Source organism: Pirellulales bacterium, assembly GCA_019636345.1.
Taxonomy (GTDB): domain Bacteria; phylum Planctomycetota; class Planctomycetia; order Pirellulales; family Lacipirellulaceae.
Genome location: JAHBXQ010000010.1, coordinates 87,210 through 100,687 on the forward strand (window position 1 = coordinate 87,210; position 13,478 = coordinate 100,687).

The window sequence follows — 13,478 nt, forward strand, 5'->3', positions numbered from 1 at the left end:
CGAACACGCTTGAAACGGGGTTCGTCGGGGGCAAGCGCCGGCTGCTCATTTTTAGGTTATCGGACAAAGTTTAGTCGGGGCGCCGCGTCGTTCGACCTCTGGGCGGACCCCCGGGCTCCGCCCGGGGCTGAGCAGAATGTTCTTGCGGTCGCTGGTCGGCTCGTCGACACTCGGCCGTATGGAATCGTTCGTGCGGGCGACGCTGATCACGACCACCACGTACGGCACGTGGTTGCCCGGCGATGCCCGGGGATATGTCGAAGGGGGCCGCATCCTGCCCCCCGCGCCGCGGCTTGCGGCGTATGCGAGCCGGCAGCTTCGTCGCGAACCGATGCTGCTCAGCGAACTTCAACGACACCGCGTCTTTGAATCGCTCTGCGCGGCCGCCGACGAATTCGCTTACCGTTTGAGCGACATCGTCGTCGAAACGACCCATGTGCATTGGATCGTGGGGCACGACGACGCAATGGCCGCAATGGTCGGACGCTTGAAGACGCGCACGCGGCAAGCCTTGCAGGTCGGCCGCGTTTGGACGAACGGTTACTGCGGACGACGTTTGGAGACGCTCGCCGAGTTGCAGACGGCGCGCGAGTATCTGGCGAGTCATGCCGGCGTGAAAATGATTGCCGGAAAGCCCCGATTCGCCAACTGACCTCAGCCCCGGGCTCCGCCCGGGGGTTGAATACCGCGTCGCCCCGCCTTCATGGACTCCCGGGCGGAGCCGGAAAAGATTGGAACGCGGTGTGCGGGCATAGCTATTGTGCCGTCTTCGACCCCCGGGCGGAGCCCGGGGCTGAGAATAGGCGAGAGAGCAGCATCGGGGCCGACAGGACCAACGCAACGGCGACCAACTCCATGGCCGGCGGTTCCGGCACGGCGGCCAGAGGCGGGGCGGCTGCCGGCTGGGCCCCGGCTCCGAATCCCTCGGTCCACACGACGAGGTCCTCGGTTCCGACCGTTCCGTCGCCGTCGCCGTCCGGCTTGGCGCCGTCGAGCGGAAACGGTCCGCTCATCCCGTATTGTCGTTGCCAGACGAGGAAGTCGCCGCCGTCGACGCGGCCGTCGAAGGTGAAGTCGCCGGGACGAACCAGCTCGTCGACGCGCGCGTCGATCCAGGGGACGACCGTGCCGTCGAGTACGGCGAGCGACGCCCCCAGCGTCCCCCAGGCGACGTAGAACGGCTCGGTTGCACGGAGGTCGTTCATCCGCAATTGGAGCGCGACGAGGTAAAACCCCTCGGCCGGCGTCTCCCCGCCGTCGATCTCCAGCGAGAAGAACTGGTGGGCGTGCAGCCGCAGCGAGCCGCTCGTGAGCGTGCGCTCCAGCACTTTGCCGGGGATCATCTGCGGCGTGCCGTCGGCCGATGCGGCTTGGTTGTTGCGGCCGTACAGCGTCATCTTCAATCCGGCTTGACTCGACGTGGCGAACGCAACGTCTTCGAGCGTCCCGCCGGCGCCGTCCCAGTACAGCAGGTTCGACGTGACGCCCCCCACGGTCATCGGCAAGAAGTCCCAGAAGACCTCCTGCCCGGTCGGCAACGCGCCGTACCCGGCCGGCGGGTTGGACAACGACAGAAACCCGGGGTCGTTCCAGGCGAAGAAGCTGGGGAACTGTCCGGAAAACGCGCGAACCCCCATGATCTCTTGGTTGTTGAGGTCGTCGTCGTATCCCATCACAAGCTTGCCGTCGAGCGTTTGCACGAGCATGCCGCCGCCGTGTCCCGCGGCCAGGCTGGCGAGCAAGCAGTTGGCGACGGCGATCGCCAGAGCGATCGAAAAATGCGGTTGGTGTCGACCGGTCATCATATTTGCTTCGTTGCGAGAGGGCCGAGTCGGCGCACACGCGCCGAGGGGCGAGCGTCGACTCGCGCAGCATCGATTTCGCGCTCGTCGCGAGGCCTAGCGCCGCCGACGGACGCACAGCAACCCTAGGACGCTTGCCGCGCACAACAAGGCGCCGGTCGGCTCCGGCACGTTGGCGAACGATTCGTAATGAGCAACGGCCGCCGCAAGGTAGGCGTAGCTGACGCCGCCGTAGGTCGGCTCGGGGTTGCCCAGCGGGTCTTCCTGGTACGCCATGATCGCCTCGCCAAGCTGTTCGGCCGCGTCCGCGGGGTCCGGGTCGGCGCCGAGCGCATCGATCACCAGGGCGAGCATGTAGAACGGATCCGAGTCCAAGAGCCCCGTGACCGACAGGCTCAGCTTGGCGGCGTACACGCCATCGGGGAGCGGCAAGCCGTCGGGCGTGAGATCGCGAATGCCGAACAGCGGATGGTGGTGGAAGGAACCGTTCGCGCTGATCGACACCGGCCCGGCGAAGAACGACGCCTCGGCCCACACGGGCGGAGCGAAGCTCGGCGTCCCGACGCCGTCCCAGTACTCAAGCCCCAGCACGTTGTAGGTCAACTGGGCGCCCGGCGGCAGATCGCCCGGAAAGGCGTCGTAGCCCGGCTCGGTCGAGCCGACGGCCAATCCCCCCAGGACCTGCGGGACGAGAATCGTCTGGAACACGCTGTCGGCAGGGTCGAAGAACTCGCGGAACTCGTCGTTGTCGTCGAGCACGGCGAAGCCGACGTCGACCTGCCCCCCCGTGGTGAAGACGGCGACGTCCCCCCCCGCCCCGTGGCCCCAGGCGTCGCCAACCGTCGCCGCGACGAGCAGCGACGCCAGCGCGGCGGTTCGCAGAACGATTGAAAAGCAGAGATGTGAAGATCGAGTCGTCATGGAGGCGTTCCTCATGAGCGTTTCAAGGAGTTGAGTCAGGATGATCTGCCGGTCGACGGCGGATGCTTCACGCCGCCGACGCGAGCTTCGTCACATCGTCGCCGGCTTGGCGAAATTCCATCCGTCGAGGCACCACGATTGCACCTCGTCGGCCGTGATGGCGCCGACATGACCGTCGGCATAGAGATAGTTGGCGATCTTGCCGAGATGTCGGCCGACGGCGACTTCCTTCTGAACTTCGGTCCACACCTTGTAGGTCGGCGCCCCGCGATTCGCGAGATTCTGCTCGCTGAACCACAAGTAGCTGTGAACGTGGTCGTAGTCGATCCGCAGTCGGGCCGCGATCCCTTCGAACACCATGATCGTGTCGTGCGTCTTGCTCAGATTATGGAAGCTGCCCGCCATGCCGTCGTTCTGCGCTTCCAGCGCGGCGACGACGCCGGGAGGCAGCCCCGGGTCGATCGGCTGCGGCTCGCGCAGGTAACCGTTCATCGCGTAGCTCGTGGCGGCGTCGTAGACCCCCTCGATCCGATCGAGGTCCTCCGGGCAAAGTCGGATCGCGTCGACCGCTTCCGTGTAGGGCTCGAGCGTCATGATCCACGATTGCTCTTCCCCGGCTGCTTGCGCGTTGTGATACGCGATCAGCGGAAAGCGGCCGCGATGGACGTCGACGTACTGGTGAATCCCCAGCCCGATCTGCCGCAGGTTGCTGCCGCACTCGGTCCGCCGCGCGGCGCCGCGGGCCGCTTGCACGGCCGGCAGCAACAGCGCGACCAAGACGCCGATGATCGCGACGACCACCAGCAGCTCGATCAACGTAAAGCCGCGACCATGGCGCATGGAGAGACGGGCCCGTACGAGACGCGTGACGCGTGCGCCGGCCTGGCGAATCGTCGCCGACGGGCGCTTAAGAGCAAGATGCGCTCGGTGCAGAAGGAGGGCCCCGACAACCGCCGACGTGCATGCTCAGTCCGCTCGACGACGCGACCGGCGTCGGACGCCACGGAGCGGACCCGGGACGCCAATCCCAGAGGCCCGCGCGGGTCGGATGGCTTTGTTGTAACAGCCGGCACAGCGAGATCGCCGGGCATGCATGGTCCGCATGGACGAACGTCGGGGCCGTCAGCCGCGGCGCCCTACGGGGCGAAGGCGCCGACGAACTTGCGGCCGGCGTCGCGGCGATCTCCTCGTCGTCGTCCCCCAATTCGTCGCCCGCCGCGGCGCAGGCTGGCGCATGGTGCCAGTGCCCGTGAAAATCGGGGCCGTGGACGTGGAAGTAGCTCGTCCCGTTGCGCCGATTCGCCTTGGGCGAGTTCGACGAGTCGCTCGTCGCCGGATCGGCGACGCCGTCGCCCGCAATGCCGGCAATGGGTAGAATCGCATGACCGGCAAGCCCCGCCCACTCCTCGACGGTCGCGCCGCCGACGCCGAGCAGCAGATACAACGCCGCCAGCGTCAACGTCGTCGTGCGTCGGTGGGTGTCGCCCATGGAACTGCGTCGGGGCAAGAGATACGGGGCTATTGATTCTCCCCGCGGATTGCGCCCCGGGTCAAGAACCGCCGCACTGCTCGCCGCCGGGTTTTGCGAAACCTTCATTCAGCCGCGCGGTTGAATGGCTGGCGAGGACCGCTGCTCGATTCCTTTTACGCTTCTCCGCTCACCGCGTTCCGCGAGGTCGATGCCATGTCCAGCCTGTTTGCGCTTCCACGGCTGATCCAACGTCAGGCCCGAATCGCGGGCCGGCGGGAGTTTTTGCACGGCTGCGGCGCCCTGGGCGTCGCCGGTCTGCTGGCGCCGGGGGCCTTCGCCGAGTTGCTGACCCTCACTCCCGCCCAGACCGAGGGGCCGTTCTATCCCGATCGACTCCCCCTCGACACCGACAACGACCTGTTGATCATCAACGATGCGATCACCCCCGGCGTCGGCCAGATCGTGCATGTCGCCGGCAAGGTGACCGACGCCGCCGGCAATCCGATCCGCAACGCGCTGGTCGAGATCTGGCAGGTCGACGGCCACGGCGCCTATCTCCACACCCGCAGCGGGGGAGAACGACGTGACGCCAACTTCCAGGGTTACGGCCGATTCCTGACCGGCTCGAAGGGGGAGTACTGCTTCCGCACCGTCAAGCCCGTGCCGTATCCGGGGCGCACGCCCCACATCCACTTCGCGATCAGCCGCGGCGAGCGGCGGGTCCTCACGACGCAGATGTATCTCAAGGGCCACCCGCAAAACGAACGCGACGGGGTGTTCCGCAGCATCCGCGACGAGAAGCAGCGCGCCGCGGCCGAGGTCGACCTGACGCCGCTCCCTGATTCGTCGATTGGCGAACTCGGCGGCGAGTTCAACATCGTCCTCGGCCTCACCCCTGCCGACCCGCCGCGGGAGTCGTAGGGGCTCTCGTTGGCTCGTCGAGGAGTCCGCCGGCTTCGAATCTTGCGTCTGGGCGCGCCGGTTTCCGGACCTCGAGCGCTCAGCGCCCTGTGATGAGTTCCGCGATCCGTTCCGGCGTCAGCTCGGCGTGCGAGTCGACCACCAGCCGCGCATGGGCGAGCGCGGCGCGGGTCGCCGTGCCGGTGATTGCGATGCTCGTCATTCCCGCGCGGTTGGCCGCCTCGATCCCCTGCGGCGCGTCCTCGACCACGGCGCACTGAGCCGGCGGCACGCCCAATTTCGCGGCCCCCTTGAGAAACACCTCCGGCTCGGGCTTGCCGCGAGTCACGTCGGCCCCGGTGATCACGGCGCCGAATTTGTCGGCCCGCGCCAGCTTTTCCAACGACAGGTGCACGTTCTCCGGCGGACCCGACGACCCGACCCCCAGCATGAACCCCGCGGCCGCCAGGGCGTCGATCAACTCCGCGGCGCCCGGCATGGGCGTGAACTCCGTGCGAACGATCTCGCGGTAGAGAATTTCTTTCCGATCGCCGAGCTCCTTCATCCGCTCGGGGGAGAGTTGCCCCGGATAGAGTTGCCGAAAGATGTCGGGATTGGTGCGCCCGAATGTTGCGCGAAAGTCCGCCTCGGTGAACTCGGCGTCGATCTCGGCGAACATCCGTTGCCACGACAGAAAGTGGGGGCGATACGAATCGGCGAGCACCCCGTCGACGTCGAACAACACGGCAAGCTGAGACATGGCGAATCACGAAGAGCGAAGGCGGCGGACGGATCAATAGGCATTCGTACGACGCGGACTTGGCGTCGGGAGACAATCGTATCGCGTCGCTCCGTTCCAGTCCGCCCCCTGCGCGGGGAGGGGACCCGGAACGAGGAGATGTCGCGAGTCGCGCCTCACACGGGCGCCGCCCGACTGGCGGCCAAGTGTTCGGCGAGGAACCCCGCGAGGTCGCCGCGGTGCAGGTCTTCGGAGTTGGCGAATCGCAGCTTGACTTGGTCGCCGCCGTCGGCGGCGACGATCGCTCGCCGCGCGGCCAACTCGGCGATCCGCCCCGTGGCGAACGCGCCGCCGGGGCCGGACAGCACCAGATCCACCCCCGCGAGCCGCTTGGTGTGGACCGTCGCCCACGGCTCGCTGCGGCCGCGGACCATCACGTGGACCACTTGCTGGTTGTTCCACAAGAACTGCCCGCCGGCGCCGTCGGCGCCCGCGTCGGCCTGCGCGCCGTCGCCGGCCGTTTCGTGGAGCAGCTCCAACAACTCTTCAAGCACTTCGACCGACCACTCGACCTTCTTCCCGGGCGGAAAGCCCTTGCGCGCCAGGTGCCACTTGCGGCCCAGTTTCTTCCACGGCATCAGGTCCTCGGGGTTCTCCGCCGCCTGGGCGGCGAAGTGACCGAACCCGGCGACTGCTTTTTCCAGGAAGCTCCAAAACGCGGGGACGTCGATCTCCTCCCAACTGTGGGCGTTGATCTGCACCTCCTGGAACGGCCCGCGGAGGTTCTTGCACTTCACCCGCGGGTCGTTGCCGTATTGTTCGATGTGGTCGACTTGGTTGAGGGGCGCCAGGTTCAGGTCGGCGAGCAGTTGCTCGCGGCGAAACGTGCTGCGGCCCGTGCGGAACTTGAGCTTCAGCAGCCATGGTTCGCCGGTGATGGCGTGAAAGAACCAGCCGTCCGATTTCTTCGCGGCGGCAATCTCGACGACGGTGCGACTGCTGCTCCAGTCGGTGGGGCTGAACTCGCCCAGTTCGTGGATCCGCCGTTCGATCGCGTCGAGGATCCGCCCGTCCCACCGGCAGGGCGCGCCGCTGCGGCTTACGCGGTCGCGGGTGTGCCAGCCCCGGCCGTCGATCTCCCACGGCATGCGAATGTCGCGCCCCAGGTCCTCGATGTCGAGGTCGCCGGCACGCCGCTTCTCCGCCGCCGCGGGATCGTAACGCTTCCGCTCGACCTGCGGCCCCGCGGCCAGCACGGGGGCGAGCGCCAGCGCGGTATGAGAAACCAAGGAGGGGGGCGGAAGGGGGATGAGGGAATTGGCGGCGGTCGTTCGGCTCGATGGCGTCGACCCCTTTCGCTTGTCGTCTGCCGCCTTCCCTCCTTGCCGGACAATCATCTCCGGCGTTCCGCACGCCACGATCGTCCCGCCTCCGTCGCCCGCTTCGGGCCCGACGTCGATGATCCAGTCGCACTGCTTGACGACGTCGAGATTGTGCTCGATCACCACCACCGTGTTCCCCAGATCGACCAACCGGTGGAGCACCTCCAGCAGCTTGGCGACGTCGTCGAAGTGGAGCCCCGTGGTCGGTTCGTCGAGCAGATACAGGGTTCGGCCGGTATCGGGGCGGGCCAGTTCGGCGGCCAGTTTGACGCGCTGCGCTTCGCCCCCCGAGAGGGTCGCGGCGCTTTGCCCCAACGCGACGTAATCGAGCCCCACGTCGCACAGCGTCTGCAGGATGCGGCGAATCTTCGGGATGTTGGCGAACAGCAGAGCCGCCTCGCCGCACGACATCTCGAGCACCTCGGCGATCGACCGCCCGCGGTACTTCACGCCCAGCGTCTCGGGGTTGTAGCGATGGCCGCCGCATTCGTCGCAGTCGACCCAAACGTCGGGCAGAAAGTGCATCTCGATGCACAACTGTCCGGCCCCCTCGCACGATTCGCACCGCCCTCCCGGCACGTTGAAGCTGAACCGCCGGGCCGAGTACCCGCGCAACTTCGACTCGGGCAGCTGCGCGAACAGTTGCCGAACGAGGTCGAACACGCCGGTGTACGTCGCCGGGTTCGACGAGGGGGTGTTTCCCAGCGGTCGCTGGTCGACGCGGATCACCTTGTCGATCTGCTCGATTCCGGCAATTCGGTCGTGAGCGCCCGGGTTGGCGTTCGCCCGGTGAAGCGTCCGGGCGAGGCTCGCGTACAGCACGTCCTCCACGAGCGAGCTCTTCCCCGACCCCGACACCCCGGTCACGGCCGTGAGCGTCCCGAGGGGGAAATCGACGGTGACGTTCTTGAGATTATGGTGGCGGGCGCCGACGACGCGCAGCGCAGGAGTAGAAGACGTTGGTTGATTGATTGCCGATGCGGGGGAGTTTGCGTTGCGTGTGACTTTGCCCCGCTTCAGTCCCTCGACATTCTCGCATCCCGCATCGAACGCCACGCGTCTGCTCTTCGGCACGCCGATCGCCTTCTTCCCGCTGAGATACGGTCCGGTGACGCTGCGGCGGCGTTTGGGGAGTTCGGCGGGGGCTCCCTCGGCGACGATCTCGCCCCCCAGTCGGCCCGCGGCGGGGCCGAAGTCGAGCAGGCAGTCGGCGCCGGCGATCACCTCGCGATCATGCTCGACCACCAGCAGCGTGTTGCCCAGGTCGCGCAACTTGTGAAGCGCCCCGAGCAGCCGCGTGTTGTCGCGCGGGTGGAGGCCGATCGTCGGTTCGTCGAGCACGTACAACACGCCGCACAGCCCGCTGCCGACTTGGCTGGCGAGCCGGATGCGTTGCGACTCGCCCCCCGACAGGGTCGGCGCCCCGCGCCCCAGCGTCAGATACTCCAGTCCCACGTCGACCAGAAACGTGAGCCGGTTGCGGATCTCGCGCACCAGTTCGCCGGCGATCTTCTTCTGCGCCGCGGGGAGCTTCCACGTCTCGACGGTCGGCAGCAACTCGCCCAGCGGCAGTCGGCAATACTGGTCGATCGACCGGCCCTGAAATTTCGCCGCCGCGGCGTCGTCGCGCAGCCGCGTCCCGCCGCACTGGCTGCATTCGATCTCGCCGACCAAGTGCTCGAGCCGCCCCCGCAACCGCGGCGACAATCGCGACGCCTCCTCCAGCGCGGGGTAAAGCCCTTTGTATTGAAAGCGAAACGAGGCGCGAGTTGCGGGGCGCCCGCTGCGCGCCTTGGCAAGATTGCTCTTCCCCGCGCTCCGCGCCTCGAAACCCGCGCCTAGCTCCGCCTCAATCCACTCCTCTCCCGTCCCGTACAGCACCGTGCGACGATGCTTGGGCGAGAGTTGGCTGAACGGCACGTCGAGCGGCAGCCCGGTGCGTTCCGACAGGCCGGCGAGCATTGCCGCGAACAGCGGCTCGTCGATCTTCGGCCACACCAGCACCGCTCCTTCAGCCAGGGTGAAGTTGAGGCTGCGGAACAGCGCGGTCGGGTCGGCGCCGACCTCGCTCCCCAACCCCTCGCACGCCGGGCACCACCCCAGGGCGCTGTTGAACGAAAAGTGATGCGGCGAGAGCGGCTCGAAACTGCGCCCGCAGCCGTTGCACACCCGATGCTGGCTGTACGTGTGAATGCCCCAGCGATCCTCGGGGACGTTGTCGTCGACGATCGCCAGCCGCATCACTCCCCGACCCAGGGCGAGCGCACTCTCGATGCTGTCGGCCAACCGCGAGCGACTCTCCTTCTTGATCGTCGCCCGATCGACCACGACGTCGACCTCGTGCTTGCTGCGGCGATCGACCTCGGGCGCCTTGTCGAGGGGATAGGTCGTGCCGTCGATCCGCACCCGCTGAAACCCGTCGCCGCGCAGTTTTTCCCACAGGTGCGCGTACTTCTCCCCTTGGGCCAGCTCGACCGGCGCCATGACGTACGCCCGCGTCCCCTCGGGCTCCTTGAGCACCGCGTCGACGATCTCCTGCGGCGATTGCGTGCCGACCGGCAGGTCGCACTCGGGGCAGTGCATTTGACCCAGCCGGGACAGCAGGATGCGGAAGTAGTCGTAGATCTCGGTGACCGTTCCGACGGTCGACCGCGGCGTGTGTCCCGCAGAGCGCTGCTCGATGGCGATCGCCGGCGACAATCCCTCGACGCGCTCGACCGCGGGCTTCTGCATCTGCCCGACGAACTGCCGGGCGTAGCTGGACAGGCTCTCGACGTACCGCCGCTGCCCTTCGGCGTAGATCGTGTCCATGGCGAGCGAGGTCTTGCCGCTGCCGCTCGGGCCGCACAGCACGGTCATCGCGTCGCGAGGGATCTTGACCGAGACGTCGCGCAGGTTGTGCTGCCGGGCGCCCTCGACCGTGATATGCGTCGCCTGTTTCGCTGCGGGCCGCTTCGCCTTGCGCGCCGCCGCGGCCTCGGGTAGAGCGACGCCGAGGTAGGGAGCCAGGGCGAGAGCCGTAGGCGAAACGCAGTCCGCGGGCGGCGACGCGCAGGCGGCGACGATTTGCTCGGGAGTTCCCGCCGCCACGACCCGGCCTCCCCCCGCTCCGCCGTCGGGGCCGACGTCGATGATCCAGTCGGCCGTCTTGATCACGTCCAGGTTGTGTTCGACCACCAGCACCGTGTTTCCCGCATCGACGAAGTCGTGCAGCACCTTGAGCAGCAGCTCGATGTCGGCGAAGTGGAGCCCGGTGGTCGGTTCGTCGAGCAGATAGAGCGTTCGCCCGGTCGACTTCTTCACCAGTTCGCGAGCCAGCTTGATCCGCTGCGCCTCGCCCCCGGAGAGCGTCGGCGACGGCTGGCCCAGCTTCATGTAGTCGAGCCCCACGGCGTGGAGCGTCGCCAGTCGATCGTGGATCGCGGGGATGTTCTCGAAGTGCTCGAGCGCCTGTTGAACGTCCATCTCCAACACGTCGGCGATCGAGGCGCCTTTGTACTCGACCTGCAGCGTCTCGTGCTCGAACCGGCGCCCCTGGCACACGGGGCACGTAAGCCACACGTCGGCCAGAAAGTCCATCTCCAGCTTGTTCGAGCCGTTTCCCTGGCACGCCTCGCACCGCCCCCCCGCGACGTTGAAGCTGAACCGTCCCGCCTTGTACCCGCGCCGCTTCGATTCGGGGAGCTGCGTGTACAGCTTGCGGATTTCGTCGAACACCTTGATGTACGTCGCGGGGTTCGAGCGCGGCGTGCGGCCGATGGGGGACTGATCGATCGCGATCATTTTGTCGAGATGCTCGAGTCCCTCGATCCGGTCGTGGTCGCCCGGCTCCCCTTTCCCGCCGTTGAGATCGCGGCGCAGGGCCTCGACGACGATGTCGTTGACCAGCGAGCTTTTTCCGCTCCCCGAGGCGCCGGTGACGCACACGAACGCCCCCAGCGGGACGTCGACCGTGACGTTCTTCAGATTGTTGTGCCGGGCCCCGACGATGCGCAGGATCGCGGGAGCAGCAGGGGGGAGGACGGGCGGCGGAGCTGCGGCGTCGCCCTTTTCCCTCCCGACGTCTCCCGTGAGGTCCGTTCCGGCATGGCTCGACGAGACCATTCTTCGCTTCGCCGGCACGGCGATCCCGCGCTTGCCGCTCAAGAACGCCCCCGTCACGCTGTCGCGCTTCTTGGCGATCTCGGCGGCGGTCCCCTCGGCGACGACGTAGCCGCCGCGCACGCCGGGGCCGGGGCCGAAGTCGATGACGTGGTCCGCGGCCCGCATCGTGTCTTCGTCGTGCTCGACGACGACGACCGTGTTGCCCAGGTCGCGCAGCTGCTCGAGCGTTCCCAGCAAGCGGTCGTTGTCGCGGGGATGGAGGCCGATCGACGGCTCGTCGAGGATGTAGGTCACTCCGACCAGTCCGCAGCCGATCGCCCCGGCGAGGCGAATCCGCTGCGACTCGCCTCCCGACAACGTCGGCGCCGTCCGCTCGAGCGACAGGTATTCGAGCCCCACGTTCGTCAGGAATCCCAGCCGGCCGCGGACCTCCTTGAGCAGTTCCGTCGCGATCGTCGTCTGCGTCGCGTCGAGCACAAGCGCGCTGAAGAATTCGGCCGCATCGCTCACCGGCAACGCGCACACCTCCGGCAGCGAACGAGTCGGTTTGTCCTCAAATCGGGGGCTCGCGGTCGCGAGCGTCACCGCGCATGCCTGCGGGTTGAGCCGCCGCCCCTGGCAGTCGGGACAGCGGATGACGTTCATGAACTGTTCGAGCTTGGCGATCAGCGACTTCGCCTTCGCGTTGCGATACTTCTCGAGCAGTTCGGGAATGATTCCGTCAAAGGTCCCGCCGTACTTCTGGGCGCTCTTTCCGCCGCGCCAGGTGAAGGTGATGTGCTCCTTGCCCGTCCCCCACAGCCACAATCGGCGATGGTCTTCTGTCAGCTCTTGCCACGGGGTTTCGAGCAAATGGCCCGGCGCGAGCTCCAGCTTCCGTTCCATCGTCTCGGCGACGCCGGCGTAGATATGCCGTTTCCACCGGCCGAGGTCCTTCCACGGGCCGACCAGTTCGATGGCGCCCTGGGCGAAGGACTTCTCGGGGGCGCTGGCCAGCCGTTGCGGGTCGAAGCTGAACATGTCCCCCAGCCCGTCGCACGCGGGACACATCCCCTGCGGGCTGTTGAAGCTGAACAGTTGCGGCGTCGGCGCCTGGAAGCTGAGCCCGCACGGCGTGCAGGCGTAGTCGGCGCTGAGGAACAGGTCGCTCGTGACGGCGGCAGTCGTCGGCACGCCGGGGTCGCCGTCGGCAGCGTCCCCAGGCGTTTCGTCGGCCGCATCGTCGACGTCTTTTTCCCGCCGCCGGGGGTTGCGCTTGGCTGCGACCTCAGCCGCTCGCGGGGAGTCGTCCGACGACCCTGCGCCGGATTCGCTCGCGATGACGAGATTGCCCTCGCCCAGCTTGAGCGCCAATTCGACCGCCTCGGCCAGGCGCGAGCGCACGTTCGGCCCGGCGACGAGCCGATCGACGACCACTTCGATGTCGTGCCGCATCTGCCGATCGAGCGCCAAATCGTCGGTCAGCAGCGCCACCTTGCCGTCGACCCGCGCGCGGACGAAGCCCTGCTTGCGGAGATCTTCCAGCAGGTCGCGGAACTCACCCTTCTGCCGCCGCGCGACCGGCGCGAGCACCGAGAACTTCGTCTTGGTCGGCAGTTGCATGATCCGCGCGAGGATCGCCTCGCGCGACTGCGCGGTGATCGGCAGCCCGCACTGCGGACAGTGCCCCAACCCGACCCGTGCGTACAGCACGCGCAGGAAGTCGTAGATCTCGGTGATCGTCCCGACGGTCGAGCGGGGATTCGTGCCCGACGACTTCTGCGAGATCGAGATCGACGGCGACAACCCGCTGATGTGATCGACGTCGGGCTTGGGCATCTGCCCCAGGAACTGCCGGGCGAACGTCGAGAGGCTTTCGACGTACCGCCGCTGTCCCTCGGCGTACAGCGTGTCGAACGCCAGCGAGCTCTTGCCGCTCCCCGACACGCCGGTCAGGCAAATGAGCTTGTTGCGCGGCAAGCGGACGTCGACGCTGCGCAAGTTGTGCTCGCGGGCGCCTTTGATGATGATGTCGGAGGCGGGCATATCGCAGGAGGCCGCAAAGCGGGCCGCGGGGAGTTCGAGACGCAAGGCGGGTCGGTCAAGGCGGGCAGAGCGGCGCCACGGCGCTGAAGCGAACCCGACATTGTACGCCCCCCGCACCGCAAGCCAACGCCGAA

At 67.5% G+C, this 13,478-nt stretch carries 8 protein-coding genes; 2 read left to right on the forward strand and 6 right to left on the reverse strand.

Translation table 11 applies throughout. The features are described 5' to 3' along the window. The first annotated feature begins 178 nt into the window (after positions 1 to 178). Positions 179 to 652 (forward strand): transposase, encoded by a 474-nt coding sequence (locus tag KF688_18340; GenBank protein MBX3427645.1) that lies wholly within the window; start codon positions 179 to 181, stop codon positions 650 to 652. A 103-nt stretch (positions 653 to 755) separates the two neighbouring features. Here KF688_18340 and KF688_18345 read toward each other — a convergent pair whose 3' ends face one another. From KF688_18345 to KF688_18360, 4 genes are all read right to left on the reverse strand, one after another. Continuing rightward, a complete protein-coding gene (locus KF688_18345) occupies positions 756 to 1,805 on the reverse strand; it encodes a hypothetical protein (protein MBX3427646.1) in 1,050 nt (349 codons plus the stop codon). A 93-nt stretch (positions 1,806 to 1,898) separates the two neighbouring features. After that, positions 1,899 to 2,723 (reverse strand): hypothetical protein, encoded by an 825-nt coding sequence (locus tag KF688_18350; GenBank protein ID MBX3427647.1) that lies wholly within the window; start codon positions 2,721 to 2,723, stop codon positions 1,899 to 1,901. A 90-nt stretch (positions 2,724 to 2,813) separates the two neighbouring features. Then, entirely contained in the window at positions 2,814 to 3,563 is a 750-nt protein-coding gene (locus KF688_18355; GenBank protein MBX3427648.1) for a type II secretion system protein, read from the reverse strand. A gap of 67 nt (positions 3,564 to 3,630) precedes the next feature. After that, a complete protein-coding gene (locus KF688_18360) occupies positions 3,631 to 4,212 on the reverse strand; it encodes a hypothetical protein (GenBank protein ID MBX3427649.1) in 582 nt (193 codons plus the stop codon). Positions 4,213 to 4,407: 195 nt separating this feature from the next. Here KF688_18360 and KF688_18365 point away from each other — a divergent pair, with 195 nt between their 5' ends. Then, a complete protein-coding gene (locus KF688_18365) occupies positions 4,408 to 5,115 on the forward strand; it encodes an intradiol ring-cleavage dioxygenase (GenBank protein MBX3427650.1) in 708 nt (235 codons plus the stop codon). A 79-nt stretch (positions 5,116 to 5,194) separates the two neighbouring features. On the opposite strand, the gene KF688_18370 is transcribed toward KF688_18365, so the two are convergent. Beyond that, positions 5,195 to 5,854: an HAD family phosphatase gene (locus KF688_18370; GenBank protein ID MBX3427651.1), complete on the reverse strand. Its 660-nt coding sequence runs from the start codon at positions 5,852 to 5,854 to the stop codon at positions 5,195 to 5,197. A 155-nt stretch (positions 5,855 to 6,009) separates the two neighbouring features. Beyond that, positions 6,010 to 13,344 (reverse strand): excinuclease ABC subunit UvrA, encoded by a 7,335-nt coding sequence (gene uvrA / locus KF688_18375; GenBank protein MBX3427652.1) that lies wholly within the window; start codon positions 13,342 to 13,344, stop codon positions 6,010 to 6,012. Between the last annotated feature and the right edge of the window lie 134 nt (positions 13,345 to 13,478).